Source organism: Bacillus sp. HMSC036E02 (assembly GCF_001836235.1).
GTDB lineage: Bacteria > Bacillota > Bacilli > Bacillales > Bacillaceae_G > Bacillus_A > Bacillus_A cereus.
In genome coordinates this window covers 168,205-184,207 of the sequence record NZ_KV827874.1, presented here as the reverse complement: position 1 = coordinate 184,207, position 16,003 = coordinate 168,205, and the positions used below count along the sequence as shown (strand labels likewise).

Below are 16,003 nucleotides of genomic sequence, written 5' to 3'. Positions count from 1 at the left end.
TGAAGAAACAAAAGAAGAAGTGAAAGAACCAGTAAAAGAAGTTGAAGAATCGAAAGAAGAAGAAAAAGAGCCGGTAAAAGAAGTTGAAGGAACAAAAGAAGAAGTGAAAGAACCGGTAAAAGAAGTTGAAGGAACAAAAGAAGAAGAAAAAGAGCCAACAAAAGAAGTTGAAGAAGCGAAAGAACCAAAGAAAGAAGTAAAAGAATTAGCAACAGGATTGGATCAAGAGCCAAAAGGGAATAATCAAGTTGTTGAAAACGAGGGAAGAAAAGCAGACACTTTAAATAAACAACATACTAATAAGCCAGAGGAAGGCAAGAAATTTTTACCATCAACAGGCGGTGAAGCTAGCACTTCGACTTTACTTTCTGGCATAACACTTGTTCTTTCCGCACTAAGTATGTTCGTATTTAGAAAGAGATTATTTAAGAAATAAATAACGTTTAATCTTATTATTATATATAATTAATTTTTGCTTTTTTGAGAAGACATTATCATGGCGGTTTTATTAGAAACATGCATATGATGATGTCTTTTTTTACTAGAGAAGGATATTACTAGTGATTGTCTAAGTGTATTAGAAAAGGAGGGGAAGTTATGCATATTAATTCTATTTCAAAGATCGAAGAAGCTGCAGAATTTATTTCGATGATGAATAAAGATATTACGCAGCATGTTGGTTATTGCGGGGAAAATCATGAAGAAATATTGGACGCTATTCTTCATGGTTTTTCTGATATAGGGTGGGAGAAGTCTTTTGTCGTTTCTTATAATGATAATAATGAAATTGTAGGTGTATTAGGATTTGATATAGATGAGATAAGCGAAAGTGCGGAGATTTGGGGGCCTTTTATTATAGCTTCGAATTGGGGAGAGATTGCTTTAAGTATGTGGAAGAAACTTATCGAGAAAATTCCACTTCATATTCAAAAGTTTCATGGATTTTATCACGTGAAAAATAGTAATGGTATCGACTTTATGAAATATTTACAAGCTAAAAAACAAGAGAAACATAGCGTTTTAATTTTAAAGAAAACTAATGTGGAGCAATGTACAATAAATCAAGTAGAGGAAGCATCTCAACAAGTATTTGAGCAGTTTATTGTTTTACATAATAATATTTTTCCTAATACATATTATGAAGGAAATGAAATCATTGAACGTTTAAGTGATACGAATAAATTATTTGTAAGTATAAAGAATGGTAAGTTAGAAGGTTATGTATATGTTGAAGTAAATCCGGAGTTTCATGAAGCGAATATTGAATTTATTGCAACCGCTGAAAATAGTAGAAGAAAAGGTGTCGGAGAGCGGATATTGCAAGGGGCAATTCAGTATATTTTCTCTTTCCAAGGGATGAGAGAGATAGTACTATGTTTGAATACGAATAATGATCGTGCGATGAAATTGTACAAGAAAGTAGGTTTTGAGGAAAAAGCATGTTTACAACACTATATAATAGAGTGAAAAACCCATTCATATGAATGGGTTTTATTACGGATTTAGAAGTGATTTGAGGCGCCAATCGTTACATAACCTTTTTTATTTTTTTCGGCACTTCTTTCGTTTGCAAATTAACATCTTCTTTTCGTAGCTCTTTAAAGAGTGAAGTAACCATAAGAACGACTACAATAGAAAATGGTAGCGCAGCAATTATAGCTGCGATTTGTAGTGCATTTAATCCTCCAGCTTGTAATAAAATAGCGGCAATTATCGCGATTGTTAATCCCCATATAAGTTTTAAACTATTTTTCGGTGATAAACTTCCGTTACTCGTTTGCATGGAAACAACAAATGTTGCTGAATCGGCAGAAGTAACGAAAAATGTGGCTACTAAAATTAACCCGATAATCGTTAAAAATGTAGAGAATGGTAGATGTGAAATAACAGCAAATAATCCAATCTCTGTACCATTTTTTGCAATTTCATCAGCTATTCCAAGCGATTGGAACATTTCCATATGGATTGCGGTACCACCAAATACTGCAAACCAAAATGTACAGATAAGAGTCGGGACTAATACAACTCCAAAAATAAATTCTTTTATTGTGCGCCCTTTAGAAATACGAGCGATGAATGTACCGACGAATGGAGACCAAGAAATCCACCATCCCCAATAGAAAATAGTCCAGTTTTCAATCCAAGAAGAAGATTTTTCATTAAATGCTCCTAAATTTAATCCCATACTAGGCAAAGCTCCAATATAAGAACCGAGTGTAGATGTGAAATATTTCATAATAAATACGGTTGGCCCTAAAAATAAAAAGGAGACGAGTAAAATACCTGCAAGAGAGAAATTTAAGTTACTCAAATATTTAATCCCACGATCTAAGCCAGTTTGTGCACTCGTTAAATATAAAACGGCGAAGATGGCGATAAGTACGAGCTGTGTAAGTAAAGTGTTATGAATAGAAGGGAATAAATAGCTTAATCCTCCAGCAATTTGTTGAGCACCAATCCCAACAGATGGTACAATGCCAAATACTGTGGCTAAAACAGCTAAAATATCGACTGTTTTTCCGATACGAGAATTTTTCGATCGATTAAATAATGGAGTAACTGTAGCCCCGATAGTGCTACCTTTTTGTTTGCGGAATGTGAAATATGCAATTGTTAAAGCGACCATTGCGTATAGTGACCATGGAAAGAGACCCCAGTGGAAAAATGAATATTGCATAGCGAGTTTGGCACTTTCCTCTGTCCCCGCTTTTCCTGTTAATGGATCTGTAAAATGTGAAATCGGTTCAGCGATTCCATAAAAGAGGAGTCCAATCCCCATTCCTGCTCCAAACAACATGGATAGCCAAGATGGATAATTATATTTTGGCTTTTCTCCATCTTTACCAAGACGAATAGAACCGTACTTAGAAAATGCTAAATAAGCAGCCAAAATAATCATTGTGGTCATAAGTAGAGAGTAAAACCACCCAAATTTATTGAGGATAAATGAGTTTAAAGAAGATGTAACACTTTGTAAATCGTAGCCTTGTATCCAACTTGCTGGGGTAATTCCCCATATAATGAATAATGTTGTTAGCAAGAAGGAGATATAAAATACACTGTTTTCTTTTTTTATCATAGAATCCCACCCTTATTTAATAAAGTTAACAATTATAATAATCATAACAATTAAGTTTTTAATTGTCAAAAAATTCCCTTTTTATAATGTGAAAGGATGCAATTTGTTTTAGGGAGGTAAAGAGCAATGTGTTCACGATATGTACAAATTATAGGAAGAAATAATATGAAATATTGCATTTTATATTGTTACATCCAGATTTTATGTTAAATTCTTGAATGGAATATTAAAATAGGGGGCAAGGATATGAACAAGAAATCAAAGATCAATAAAGTGATGCTTAGCATTAGTACAATGGCTTTATCGTTAGGCGCACTTCAAACTCATGCAGCAGCGGAAGAAAAAGTACCGTATAACGTGTTGAAAACGAAACCGGTTGGAATTGAAAAGTCGGTAGATGAAGTTGGACATATTTCAAAAGTTGATGAAACTTTATCATTTCAAGAACGTTTAAAAGTAGGAGATTTTTCACAGCGACCAGCATCTATTACGAAGAAAACTGCAGTAAAGCAAGTTAAAGAAAGCTATTCAATGGCTGATTTAAACAAAATGAATGATCAAGAATTAGTTGAAACGTTAGGCAGTATTAAGTGGCACCAAATTACAGACTTATTCCAGTTTAATGAAGATGCAAAGGCTTTTTATAAAGATAAAGGAAAAATGCAAGTCATTATAGATGAATTAGCTCATAGAGGTAGTACATTTACGAAAGATGATTCAAAAGGAATTCAAACGTTTACTGAAGTGCTGCGTTCAGCTTTTTATCTTGCATTTTATAATAGTGAATTAAGCGACTTAAATGAAAGAAGCTTCCAGGACAAATGTTTACCTGCTTTAAAAGCAATCGCAAAAAATCCGAATTTTAAGCTTGGTACAGTTGAACAAGATACAGTCGTATCTGCATACGGTAAATTAATTAGTAATGCTTCAAGCGATGTTGAAACGGTTCAATACGCATCGAATATTTTAAAGCAATACAATGATAATTATACTACTTATGTAAATGATCGAATGAAGGGACAAGCAATATACGATATTATGCAAGGTATTGACTATGATATACAGTCGTACTTAACTGTGGCTCGTAAAGAAGCGAATGAAACGATGTGGTATGGAAAAGTAGATGGGTTTATTAATGAAATAAATCGTATTGCTCTTCTAAATGAAGTAACGCCAGAAAATAAATGGCTCGTTAATAATGGCATTTATTTTGCTAGCCGTTTAGGGAAGTTTCATAGTAATCCAAATAAAGGATTAGAGGTTGTTACACAAGCAATGCATATGTACCCGCGCTTAAGTGAACCGTATTTTGTTGCGGTAGAACAAATTACAACAAATTATAATGGTAAAGATTATAGCGGGAATAAAGTAGATTTAGAGAAAATACGTAAAGAAGGAAAAGAGCAATACTTACCAAAAACGTATACATTCGACGATGGATCAATTGTGTTCAAAACAGGAGATAAAGTATCAGAAGAAAAAATTAAGAGACTATATTGGGCTGCGAAGGAAGTAAAGGCACAGTATCACCGGGTAATTGGAAATGACAAAGCGTTAGAGCCAGGAAATGCGGATGATGTATTAACGATCGTAATTTATAATAGTCCAGATGAATATCAGTTAAATAGACAATTGTATGGATATGAAACAAACAACGGTGGAATTTATATTGAAGAGACAGGTACATTCTTTACATATGAGCGTACACCAGAGCAAAGTATTTATAGTTTAGAAGAGTTATTCCGTCATGAATTTACTCATTATCTGCAAGGGAGATATGAAGTTCCTGGTTTATTTGGAAGAGGAGATATGTATCAAAATGAAAGGCTAACTTGGTTCCAAGAAGGAAATGCAGAGTTTTTCGCAGGATCTACTCGTACGAATAACGTTGTACCAAGAAAGAGTATAATTAGCGGATTATCATCTGATCCTGCAAGCCGTTATACAGCAGAGCGTACACTATTTGCTAAATACGGTTCTTGGGATTTCTATAATTACTCGTTCGCATTGCAGTCTTACTTATATACGCATCAGTTTGAAACATTTGATAAAATTCAAGATTTGATTCGAGCGAATGACGTGAAAAATTATGATGCTTATCGTGAGAATTTAAGTAAAGACTTAAAACTAAATAAAGAGTATCAAGAGTATATGCAGCAGCTAATCGATAATCAAGATAAATATAATGTACCGGAAGTAGCAGATGATTATTTAGCTGAACATGCAACGAAGTCGTTAGCAGCGGTGAAGAAAGAAATTAGTGATACGTTGCCTATGAAAGATACAAAAATGACAAAACATAATTCTCAATTCTTTAATACATTTACATTAGAAGGTACGTATACAGGTAGTGTCACAAAAGGTGAATCAGAAGATTGGAAAGCAATGAGTAAAAGAGTAAATGAATCTTTAGAACAATTGGCGCAAAAAGAATGGAGTGGCTACAAAACTGTTACAGCATACTTCGTCAATTATCGTGTGAATAGTTCAAATGAATTTGAATATGATGTAGTCTTCCATGGAATCGCAAAAGATGACGGAGAAAATAAAGCTCCAACGGTTAATATAAATGGCCCTTATAGCGGTCTTGTAAAAGAGGGAATTCAATTTAAAAGTGATGGCTCAAACGATGAAGATGGAAAAATTGTTTCTTATTTATGGGAATTTGGAGATGGAAGCACAAGTGCAGAAGTGAATCCAGCACATGTATATGAAAGAGAAGGTTCTTATAAAGTATCGTTAAGAGTAAAAGATGATAAAGGCAAAGAGAGCAGAAGTGAAACAACTGTTACGATTAAAGATGGAAGTTTAACAGAATCAGAACCAAATAATCGTCCAGAGGAAGCAAATCGTATCGGGCTAAATAGTACGATAAAAGGTAGTCTTATTGGCGGGGACCACACTGATGTTTATACATTTAATGTAGCATCAGCGAAAGATATCGATATTTCCGTTTTAAATGAGTATGGAATCGGGATGACATGGGTGCTGCACCATGAATCAGATATGCAAAATTATGCAGCTTACGGTCAAGCTAATGGGAATCATATAGAGGCAAAAATGAATGCAAAACCAGGTAAGTATTATTTGTATGTATATAAATATGATAATGGCGATGGAACGTACAAATTATCAATAAAATAAGTACTTTTCCAATGTATGTTTAACTTTACTTTTTGTGGAAAATAGTATATTATATAGATATATAATATATCGGTTATTTTCTAGGAGGAGCCTGTCACAATAGGTTTCTCCTGTTCTTTTTTAGAGGCCTGTCTTACAGGTTTTTCTTTAAAAGATAAATAACTGAAAATTAAGAACTATAATCTTTGAAAGAGGTGGGGCATACACATAACAAAAAAGGGATTGTTTAAGAGAGGGGGATAAGAAATGGTTTTGTTTGGTTATCCACTTGAAACAATTTATTTATACGGATTTATTATTGCTACTATACTCACTGTGATTTATATCTTTTTTGGAGATATATTTGAATCCATATTTAGTTTTGGAGGCGGATCGGTATCCGTTGTTACTTTATTACTTAGTTTTTTCGCCATGTTATGTGGGCTTAGTTATATAGGAGAATATTTATTTTCCTTTAATAGCATTCTTATTTTCGGGGCTGCATGTGCTATATCCTTTATTGGTGTATTCATAATGAAAATACTAATTTTAAAGCCAATTGCAGAAGCAGAACAAAATACTGTGCAACGTATGGATGAGTTCATAGGTTGCAAAGGGGAAGTCATTACAACAATTCCTACAGAAGGATTTGGAGAAGTACTAATATCCTCTCAATTTGGAAGTAATGCAATTCCAGCTAAAACAATTGGGAAAAAAGATATTTCACAAGGAACTGAAGTTATTATCGAGGGAGTCCAAGATGGTGTTTTACTTGTACAAAACATCGCTTATTCTTTAAAAAAACCAAAATTATAAGGGGGAATTCACATGACGATTCCATTAATTATTGGTGGAGTGTTACTCGCAATTTTAATTCTACTCATTTTAGTATTCATTACGAAGTATCGAACAGTTGGACCAGATGAAGCGTTAATTGTTACAGGGAACTGGCTTGGTGGCGGAAAAAATGTAGTTACCACTGATGATGGAAAGAAGATTAAGATTATTCGCGGTGGCGGTACATTCGTAGTTCCAATTATGCAACGAGCAGAGCCTTTAAGCCTATTAAACTATAAGTTAGAAGTGGGTACACGTGATACGTATACGAAGCAAGGTGTTCCAGTTACAGTAAATGGTGTTTCTATTATTAAAGTAGGTTCTACGATTGAAGAAGTATCTACAGCAGCTGAGCAATATTTAGGAAAAGAAACAGAAGAGTTAAAAGTAGAAGCAAAAGAAGTTTTAGAAGGTCATTTACGTGCGATTTTATCTTCTATGACAGTAGAAGATGCGTATAGTAATAGAGAGCAATTTGCTCAAAAAGTACATGAAGTAGCTTCTACTGATTTAAAGAAAATGGGTCTTCGCATCGTTTCCTTTACAATTAAAGAAATTATGGATAAGAATGGTTACTTAGATGCACTTGGTCAGCCGCAAATTGCGACAGTGAAGCGTGATGCAACAATTGCGAATGCAGAGCGTGAAAAAGAAGCTCGTATTGAAAAAGCTCGTGCTGAGAAAGAAGCAAAAGAAGCTGAATATCAACGTGATGCTCAAATCGCTGAAGCTGAAAAACATAAAGAATTAAAAGTACAATCTTATAAGAGAGAGCAAGAACAAGCTCGAGCAGACGCGGATCTTTCTTACGAATTACAACAAGCGAAAGCACAACAAGGTGTTACAGAAGAGCAAATGCGCGTTAAAATCATTGAGCGTGAGAAACAAATTGAATTAGAAGAAAAAGAGATTGCGCGTCGTGAGAAGCAATACGATGCAGAAGTTAAGAAAAAAGCAGATGCAGATCGCTATGCTGTTGAGCAATCAGCGGAAGCAGAAAAAGTGAAACAAATTAAAAAGGCAGATGCGGATCAATATAAGATTGAAGCTGAAGCGAGAGCTCGTGCAGAAGAAGTACGTGTAGAAGGTTTAGCGAAGGCGGAAATTGAAAAAGCGCAAGGTCAAGCAAAAGCAGAAGTACAAAAAGCACAAGGTACAGCGGAAGCGGATGTTATTAGATTAAAAGGTTTAGCAGAGGCAGAAGCGAAACAAAAAATTGCAGAGGCATTCGAGTTATATGGCCAAGCGGCAATTATGGATATGGTTCTTAAAATGCTTCCAAGTTATGCGAAAGAAATTGCAAGCCCACTTAGCAATATTGATAAAATTACAGTTGTCGATACAGGTGGCGGTGGTAAAAATAGCGGCGCCGGAAAAGTTGCAGGTTATGCGACTGATTTAATGGCAACGATGCAAGAAACGTTAAAAGCTTCTTCTGGAATTGACTTAAAAGAGCTATTAGAAGGATTTGCAGGAAAAGGAGCGGTACAACAATTATCAAGTGATAAACCGGTTGTATCTGCAGTAGATGATGAGAAAAAAGAAGTAGAAAAAGATAAAGAATAGTAAGGTGGAAAGAACCTCTAGTAAGTGAAATACTAGAGGTTCTTCTGTGAATTATAATATTTCGAATAATATACATTTTTATACATTGTTTTAATTATTTAATTTATATAGAATGAAAAATATATGTATCAATTCTTTATGATGTAGAAAAAGATAGAGAGTCTCATCGATACATTTAAATCGTATTATTTTTATAGAAAGATTAAATGTTAATTAATTACATTTAAAACGGTATGGAGGGGTAGAAGTATGTTTCAAGGGAAATTAAGGAGTAGTAGTTTAAAAACAAAGTTACTTGTATCATTTATTATTATTTTAATTCTTCCAAGTATTGTAATTGGTTGGACGTCTTATCAACAGGCGAAGACGAATTTTAATGAAACGATTTTAAACTCGGCGAAAGATAATATAAAAATTTTGGATAATGTAATTAATAAAGAATTGGATAGTAAAAAAGTAGATGCAACTTATTTTACGAAATTATTCACACAATCAAGTTACCAAGCAGATCAAATTCAAAACATACAAAATAAACTAGAAGAATACAATAAACTGCATCCAGAAATGGAAGCAATCTATACAGGATCTAGTAATGGACAGTTCATTCAATCACCAGCTATTCAGATGCCAGATGGATATAATCCTACAGAAAGAGATTGGTATAAAGAGGCCGTGAAGAAAAGTGGAGAGGTAATTGTAACTGCTCCATATAAGTCAAAAACGACAGGGAATATTGTTATTACACTAGCAAAACAAAACGAGGATAAAAGTGGAGTTCTTGGGATTGACTTAATCATTAATAATATTGTTACTACTTCCAAGATGGTTAATATCGGTAAGGAAGGATATGTAGCGATATTTGATCAAGATAAAAATGTAGTAGCGCACCCGAAAATGAAGCCAGGAGAGAAATTAGAAGAGAAACTTAGTAAAGAATTGTATAAACAGGAAGCTGGAGATTTTTATTATTCATTAGATGGTGAAGATCGCAATATCACTTTTAAAACGAATAAGAAAACTGGATGGAAAATAGCAGGAATTATGCCTTCAAAAGAAATTATCGAAGCAGCTAACCCTATTTTCTATAAAACAATAACTGTTATTGGTATTTCATTAGTAATTGGTGGGATTTTAATTTACTTCATAATTGCTTCTATTATTAGTCCGTTAAAACAACTTGTTATATCATCGAAAAAGATTAGTGAAGGCGATTTAACAGAGTCAATTACAGTTCATTCTAAAGATGAAATTGGGCAGCTAGGAGAAAGTTTTAACGAGATGGCTGCATCGTTACAAAGTGTCATTTCCAATATAAACACTTCAGCAAGTCATGTAGCGGCATCTTCCGAAGAATTAACAGCTAGTATGAAGCAGACAAGCGAAGCAACGGAACAAATTACACAGGCGATAGAGCAAGTATCAAGTGGTGCAGAAATACAAACGAAAGAAGTTGAAGAAGGAGCAACATTGTTAGAAGAAGTTACAGAAGGAATTCAGCGTGTTGCAGATAGTTCTTCATTAGTATCTACAGCCTCTATGTATACGAAGAAAAAAGCTGAAAATGGTGGGAAGTTAGTTGAACAAACTGTGAATCAAATGCAATTAATTCATGAGTCTGTTTCGCAGTCAGACAAAATCATTGGTTTGTTAGACGATAAGTCGAAACAAATTGGAGCAATCCTTGAAGTGATTCAACATATTGCTGAACAGACAAATTTATTAGCGTTAAATGCGGCAATTGAGGCTGCGAGAGCTGGAGAGCAAGGAAGAGGATTTGCAATTGTAGCAGATGAAGTGCGAAAGCTAGCAGAACAATCAGGACAGTCTTCTACGGAAATTGGGAAACTAGTGAAAGAGATTCAATTTGATATAAAAGAAACAGTAAGCTCTATGAATCAAGTTGGAGTAGAAGTACAATCAGGACTTGTAGTTGCAAATGAAACGAAGCAAAGCTTTGCCGAAATATTGAAGTCTACAAATGATACAGTTGTACAAATTGATAGCATGGTAGATGTAGCAAAACAAATGACGGTAGATGCAAAACAAGTAAGTGCATCTATTAATGAAATTGCAGCTACGATTGAAGAAAATGCAGCAAGTGTTCAAAATATTGCTGGTTCCTCTGAGGAACAATTAGCTTCAGTAGATGAAATAAATGCAGCAGCAGTTCATTTATCACAAATGGCAGAAGAATTACAAGAGATGATTGGTAAGTTTAAAGTGTAATAACGAATGTTAAGAAACGAGGTAGTAATTTTACTTCGTTTCTTTTTTTATGAAGAGAAAAAGAAAGAAATATAGAGTAACCGTGTTATGATTAAGTATAATTAAAGAGACTGTATATTCTTTAAATTCCATCTTTAATCATGTTAGGGGAATGGTTTTGAAATTTAAAAAATTAAAACTCCAACCGAGAATTACATTAACTATAAGTACACTTATTTTAGTTGTACTTATGCTAACGAGTTATTTATTTTATTACATATTATCTGAAACGGTAGAAGAGCAAATTGGGAAACGAGCTTTGCATGTTGCGAAAACAGTTGCTGCTATACCTGAAATAAAGGAAGCTTTTCAAAAAGAAAACCCAGCTTCTATCATTCAGCCGATTGCAGAAAGAATTCGAATGGATACAGAGGCTGACTTCATTGTAGTTGGAAATAAAGAGGGGATTCGATATGCACATCCTGAGCGAGATAAAATAGGAGAAGCGATGATTGGTGGAGATAACAAAGGTGTTTTATTAGAAGGAAAATCATATGTTTCGAAAGCAACTGGATCATTAGGCCCTTCATTACGTGGAAAAGTTCCAATCCGTAATCAGGAAAATGAAATCATTGGTGTGGTGTCTGTTGGATTTTCAATGGACGATATTCATGGAGCGGTAGAAGTGTATGGAAAGCGTGTATTTTGGATTACAATAATAGGGCTATTAATTGGAGTAATCGGCTCTATATATTTAGCGGCAAGTATAAAAAGAATGATGTTCGGTATGGAACCAGAAGAAATTTCCTCTTTATATGAAGAGCATAGTACAGTGATTCAATCTGTACGTGAAGGGATTATTGTAATCGATAAAAATGGCATGATTAGTTTAGTCAATCAAGCAGCTTATGATATTCTTTCGCTAGATAAACAACAAAATATTATTGGGGAATTTATTTTAAATGTAATTCCTAATTCAACGATACTAGATGTACTTCAAACTGGTGAAGAACAGTTTGATCGCCAATTAAATATAAAAGGACAGGCTGTTATTGCGAACCGTCTACCTATTAAAGTAAAGAATAAAGTAACTGGCGTTGTATCGAGCTTACGTTTGAAATCTGAAATGGATCAGTTAACAGCAGAATTATCTCAGACGAAGCAATATACAGAGGCATTACGAGCGCAAGCGCACGAATATAACAATTTATTGTATACGCTTTCAGGTCTTATCCAATTAGAATCATACGAAGATGCTTTAGAGCTTATTCATAAGGAAACAGCGGTATATCAAGATTTTGTTCAATTTATTATGAAGCGGATTCAAAATCCATGGCTAGGTGGAATTTTAATTGGATTTTATAATAGAGCACGAGAGTTGAAGATTGATTTTATGCTAGATAGAGAAAGTGGTTTAGAAAAATTAAGTCCACATATTGAGAGTAATTATGTCGTTTCTATTTTAGGGAATTTAATTACGAATGCATTTGAAGCAATTGAAAAAAATGAAGAGAATGATAAGACAGTAAGGATGTTTGTAACTGATATTGGAGAAGAAATAGTAATTGAAGTGGAAGATTCAGGGCAAGGGATTCATGATGAAATAATTACTAGCATATTCTATAAAGGCTTTTCGACGAAAGAAGGAGGAGAGCGAGGATATGGATTAGCAAAAGTGAAAGAGTTAGTAGAAGATTTAAATGGAAGTATTGCAATTGAAAAAGGGGATTTAGGTGGTGCGTTATTTATTATTGCACTACCGAAAGAGAGAGGCGAATAGTAATGGGTGAGGAGATTGAAGTATTAATTGTAGAAGATGATATTCGGATTGCTGACATTCATCGTCGTTTTACTGAAAAAATTGAGGGATTTAAAGTAATTGGAACGGCAACGACTGGAGAACAAGCGAAAGAATGGCTAGAGCTTGTGAAGCCACAGCTTGTGTTATTAGATGTGTACTTACCTGATATGCAAGGAACGGAACTTGTCACATATATTAGGCATCATTTGCACGATACAGATATTATTATGATTACAGCGGCATCGGAAACAGATGTAGTGAGGCATGCCCTGCGGGGCGGAGTAACAGATTATATCGTAAAGCCACTAATGTTTGACCGATTTAAAGCAAGTCTGGAAGGCTATCAAAAAAAGATTGTGCAGCTGAAGAAAAACAATCAATTATCTACAGAACAAATAGAACATTTATGGTCTCAAAGAGGCGTAAAGGGAAATGAAATGGAATATGCCCCGAAAGGGATAGACCCCTTAACTTTAGCAAAAATAAAAAAACATATGTTAACAGTTAATGAAGAAGGGATTACAGCAGAGGTACTAAGTTCAATGGTAGGCGTAAGTCGATCAACTGCAAGGCGCTATTTAGAGTATTTGATATCTGGGAAGAAAGTCCACGCAGAGCTAATATATGGGAGTGTGGGGAGACCGGAGAGACGGTATTTTCTTGTTTCTTCATAATAAAAAACAGTAGAGGATTTATTTCTTCTACTGTTTTTTGCGTCTTATATTGGAATAATCCCAATTACAATGCCAGTAATCAACATCACCATTGTCGTTCCAACTGCCCACAATAAAGTAAAACGTTGATGTTCACCAAAATCAACTTTTGCCATCCCAACTAATAAATAAGTGGATGCAACAAGAGGACTTAATAAGTGAACGGGTTGCCCAAGTAAGGAAGCACGTCCCATTTCAGCTGCACTAATTCCGTAAGTAGCAGCAGCCTTAGTTAAAATAGGTAATACCCCAAAGTAAAATGCATCATTGGACATGAAAAATGTGAATGGCATACTAAGAAGAGCTGTAATAATTGGCAATTGTGGTCCAAGTGCATCTGGTATAAGAGTTACTACACTGTTAGCCATTGCATCTACCATTTTTGTTCCAGATAAAATACCAGTGAAAATACCGGCAGCAAATACGAGAGAAACAACTGCTAATACATTCCCTGCATGAGAAGCAATACGTTCTTTCTGTTGCTCTAAGTTTGGATAGTTAATCATAACAGCAATAGCAAAAGCGACTGTAAATAAAACAGGTAACGGCATAACTTCTAGTATGAGACAGACAAGTAATGTAGCGGTTAATAAAAAGTTAATCCATAGAAGTTTAGGACGTTTATGCACTGCGGCTTCGACAGTTGCAGCTTGCTCATCCATTGTTTGCATTTGTTTTAAATACTGTACATCCATAATTCCTAAACGTTTTCTTTCTTTTTTTCCAAGATAGTAGGCAACGAAAACAACCCAAATTGCACCAGCAATCATTCCTGGAATAAGAGGTGTAAATAATTCAGAAGCCTCAAGTCCAAGTGCGCTCATAACACGAGCTGTGGGTCCACCCCAAGGTGTAAGATTTGTTACCCCCGCCCCTAACATAACAATTCCAGCTAATATGAGGGGGTTCATTCCAAGGCGCTTATATAGTGGATACATTGCGGAAACTGTAATCATGTATGTTGTTGTACCGTCACCATCTAGAGAGACGATAATAGTCAATATAGCCGTTCCGACAACGATTTTTAAAGGATCTCCTTTTACAAATTTTAAAATCTTACTAATGACAGGATCGAATAAACCGCTATCAATCATAATCCCAAAATATAAAATAGCGAACATAAGCATAATACCAGTAGGTGCTAACTTTTGAATCCCCTCTAACATCATAGGCCCCATATTGGCATAGAATCCGCCAATTAATGCAAAAACACTCGGAATTAATATTAATGCTACTAGCGCTGACATACGTTTCGTCATAATTAAAAACATAAAGACAAATACCATCGCAAATCCAAGTAGTGCTAACATGTAATTTCCCCCTCAAAAGAATGATTGCGCTTTCAAAATAGAATAAAAATTCAGAAAAAGGTTTTTTATTTATAATAAAAGCATCTATTCAAATGGTAAATAATTTAAAAAATAACATCATTAGAAGCATAATTTTTATTTTGTTCATTTTGTTCACGGTAGTTAATTTGAATTTTTAAAAAGTAAGCTGCTCCTCGTAAGAATGGTAGAATAAGATGAAAATAGTGAAGTGTGAAATAGGGAGTAGATGTTATATGAAAACGAGAATTGAAGAGATTTATAGCTCTTATGAAGGAAAAGTAGAGGAGATTTTTATTAATGAATCTTCTTACGTATATGAATGGGAAAAATTATTGATGATTCGAAAAAATGACGGTGAGCTTAAAAAAATCGCAGTCGGTATTAGTGGAAATATAAGATTGGTAAATGTAGAAGTTGGACAGGAAATTAGTGCGGATACATTATTAGTTAAGTTAGAAGATGATTTATTAATTACAGGTTGCGAGTGATGAGAGATGTGTAGAAATAACTACACATCTTTGTTTGTTTCCTATATTACAAAAAGCACATTGTTTTTTCACAAATCTCACACAACCTTTTGGTATTCTTTTCGTGGAGTATACGGTTTCTAGGGAGGAATATTGATGAAAGTAAAATATGTCGTACTTGCTATATGTTTATGTTTCGTATTTACGGTAGTCGGGTGTGGGAAAAAGGAAACAGCAGCTGTTGCCATTGATGAGAAACATGATAAATGTGATATTTGCCAAATTGGGGTAACAGATAATCAATTTGCAACAGAAATTATTTTAGAAAATGGAAAAGCGTTAAAGTTTGATGATATCGGTTGTATGTATAAATGGATGGAGATCAATTCAGGTGAAAAGACGAAAGAGAAATTTGTCCGAGATTATGATTCGAAAGATTGGATTTCGTTAGAAGAGGCTACTTACGTATATGATAAAACAATAACGACACCGATGGCTTATAATGTCATTTCATTTAAAAATAAAAAAGATGCAGAGAGCTTTGTATCTAACTATAAGGGTAAAGTTCTTTCGTATAAAGAGCTAGCAGAGCATAAATGGGAAATGAATAAAGAGATGATGGGGAAACCGAAAGCAGGAAATCATGGTGGACATCATTAATAATAGAAAAAGACAACTATATAGTTGTCTTTTTCTATTATTACTCAGGTGCAAATATAGAAAAGGTGTAAAATTTTTAGAAGAACGGTTACAATGGAATATAGTAACCTAAAGCAATCATTTATCCCGCATTAACGGGCAGTAAGATCCCCACCTCAAAATTTAGTGAAAGCAAAGAAGTTAGGTGGAGTCGGGCTGCCCGTAAAAGCCCGATTGGTGTG

The 16,003-nt window shown here is 34.4% G+C and carries 12 protein-coding genes and 1 pseudogene; 11 read left to right on the top strand and 2 right to left on the bottom strand.

What is annotated here, in order from left to right; translation table 11 throughout:
- Both HMPREF2590_RS25905 and HMPREF2590_RS25900 read left to right on the top strand, forming a co-directional pair.
- A partial coding sequence (locus HMPREF2590_RS25905; protein WP_256325186.1) for an LPXTG cell wall anchor domain-containing protein occupies window positions 1-436 on the top strand: 436 nt, incomplete at its 5' end.
- Window positions 437-597: 161 nt separating this feature from the next.
- Complete coding sequence (locus HMPREF2590_RS25900) at window positions 598-1,467, top strand: GNAT family N-acetyltransferase (RefSeq protein ID WP_050821580.1); 870 nt, start codon at window positions 598-600, stop codon at window positions 1,465-1,467.
- A 61-nt stretch (window positions 1,468-1,528) separates the two neighbouring features.
- On the opposite strand, the gene opuD is transcribed toward HMPREF2590_RS25900, so the two are convergent.
- Window positions 1,529-3,079 (bottom strand): glycine betaine transporter OpuD, encoded by a 1,551-nt coding sequence (opuD, locus tag HMPREF2590_RS25895; RefSeq protein ID WP_000591575.1) that lies wholly within the window; start codon window positions 3,077-3,079, stop codon window positions 1,529-1,531.
- A gap of 246 nt (window positions 3,080-3,325) precedes the next feature.
- Between opuD and colA the strand changes: the two genes are divergently transcribed.
- The 7 genes and pseudogenes from colA (at window position 3,326) to HMPREF2590_RS25865 (ending at window position 13,285) form a co-directional block, all read left to right on the top strand.
- On the top strand, window positions 3,326-6,223 hold the full coding sequence (colA, locus tag HMPREF2590_RS25890) for a collagenase ColA (protein WP_044584111.1): 2,898 nt from the start codon (window positions 3,326-3,328) through the stop codon (window positions 6,221-6,223).
- A 246-nt stretch (window positions 6,224-6,469) separates the two neighbouring features.
- Window positions 6,470-7,018 carry an NfeD family protein gene (locus HMPREF2590_RS25885; RefSeq protein ID WP_000242438.1) on the top strand — a complete coding sequence of 183 codons (549 nt, stop codon included), beginning with the start codon at window positions 6,470-6,472 and terminating at the stop codon, window positions 7,016-7,018.
- A 12-nt stretch (window positions 7,019-7,030) separates the two neighbouring features.
- Window positions 7,031-8,605 (top strand): flotillin family protein, encoded by a 1,575-nt coding sequence (locus HMPREF2590_RS25880; RefSeq protein ID WP_044306469.1) that lies wholly within the window; start codon window positions 7,031-7,033, stop codon window positions 8,603-8,605.
- Between the two features lie 249 nt (window positions 8,606-8,854).
- Window positions 8,855-9,889 (top strand): annotated as a pseudogene (locus HMPREF2590_RS31310) (HAMP domain-containing protein); the annotation flags it as partial.
- Complete coding sequence (locus tag HMPREF2590_RS31305; RefSeq protein ID WP_372474689.1) at window positions 9,884-10,831, top strand: methyl-accepting chemotaxis protein; 948 nt, start codon at window positions 9,884-9,886, stop codon at window positions 10,829-10,831. The pseudogene HMPREF2590_RS31310 and the gene HMPREF2590_RS31305, both read left to right, overlap by 6 nt.
- Window positions 10,832-10,982: 151 nt before the next feature.
- Window positions 10,983-12,590, top strand: coding sequence for an ATP-binding protein (locus tag HMPREF2590_RS25870; RefSeq protein WP_002004376.1), 1,608 nt, complete (start codon window positions 10,983-10,985; stop codon window positions 12,588-12,590).
- A 2-nt stretch (window positions 12,591-12,592) separates the two neighbouring features.
- Window positions 12,593-13,285, top strand: a complete 693-nt coding sequence (locus HMPREF2590_RS25865) for a response regulator (RefSeq protein ID WP_000503462.1) — start codon at window positions 12,593-12,595, stop codon at window positions 13,283-13,285.
- A gap of 44 nt (window positions 13,286-13,329) precedes the next feature.
- Here the strand turns inward: HMPREF2590_RS25865 and HMPREF2590_RS25860 are convergent, their stop codons facing one another.
- Entirely contained in the window at window positions 13,330-14,634 is a 1,305-nt protein-coding gene (locus HMPREF2590_RS25860; RefSeq protein ID WP_000880468.1) for a CitMHS family transporter, read from the bottom strand.
- A gap of 254 nt (window positions 14,635-14,888) precedes the next feature.
- Here HMPREF2590_RS25860 and HMPREF2590_RS25855 point away from each other — a divergent pair, with 254 nt between their 5' ends.
- Window positions 14,889-15,143 (top strand): hypothetical protein, encoded by a 255-nt coding sequence (locus tag HMPREF2590_RS25855; RefSeq protein ID WP_000857376.1) that lies wholly within the window; start codon window positions 14,889-14,891, stop codon window positions 15,141-15,143.
- A 135-nt stretch (window positions 15,144-15,278) separates the two neighbouring features.
- The gene (locus tag HMPREF2590_RS25850; protein ID WP_000865667.1) at window positions 15,279-15,782 is read left to right on the top strand and encodes a nitrous oxide reductase accessory protein NosL; all 504 of its coding nucleotides are present in this window, start codon (window positions 15,279-15,281) and stop codon (window positions 15,780-15,782) included.
- Window positions 15,783-16,003 lie beyond the last annotated feature (221 nt).

Bases quoted from the DNA above. Each gene is read 5' to 3' on its own strand.
- HMPREF2590_RS25860 (WP_000880468.1), bottom strand. From the start codon at position 14,634: ATGTTAGCACTACTTGGATTTGCGATGGTATTTGTCTTTATGTTTTTA.
- colA (WP_044584111.1), top strand. From the start codon at position 3,326: ATGAACAAGAAATCAAAGATCAATAAAGTGATGCTTAGCATTAGTACA.
- HMPREF2590_RS25870 (WP_002004376.1), top strand. From the start codon at position 10,983: ATGGTTTTGAAATTTAAAAAATTAAAACTCCAACCGAGAATTACATTA.
- HMPREF2590_RS25880 (WP_044306469.1), top strand. From the start codon at position 7,031: ATGACGATTCCATTAATTATTGGTGGAGTGTTACTCGCAATTTTAATT.
- opuD (WP_000591575.1), bottom strand. From the start codon at position 3,079: ATGATAAAAAAAGAAAACAGTGTATTTTATATCTCCTTCTTGCTAACA.
- HMPREF2590_RS25885 (WP_000242438.1), top strand. From the start codon at position 6,470: ATGGTTTTGTTTGGTTATCCACTTGAAACAATTTATTTATACGGATTT.
- HMPREF2590_RS25865 (WP_000503462.1), top strand. From the start codon at position 12,593: ATGGGTGAGGAGATTGAAGTATTAATTGTAGAAGATGATATTCGGATT.
- HMPREF2590_RS31305 (WP_372474689.1), top strand. From the start codon at position 9,884: ATGGCTGCATCGTTACAAAGTGTCATTTCCAATATAAACACTTCAGCA.
- HMPREF2590_RS25850 (WP_000865667.1), top strand. From the start codon at position 15,279: ATGAAAGTAAAATATGTCGTACTTGCTATATGTTTATGTTTCGTATTT.
- HMPREF2590_RS25855 (WP_000857376.1), top strand. From the start codon at position 14,889: ATGAAAACGAGAATTGAAGAGATTTATAGCTCTTATGAAGGAAAAGTA.
- HMPREF2590_RS25900 (WP_050821580.1), top strand. From the start codon at position 598: ATGCATATTAATTCTATTTCAAAGATCGAAGAAGCTGCAGAATTTATT.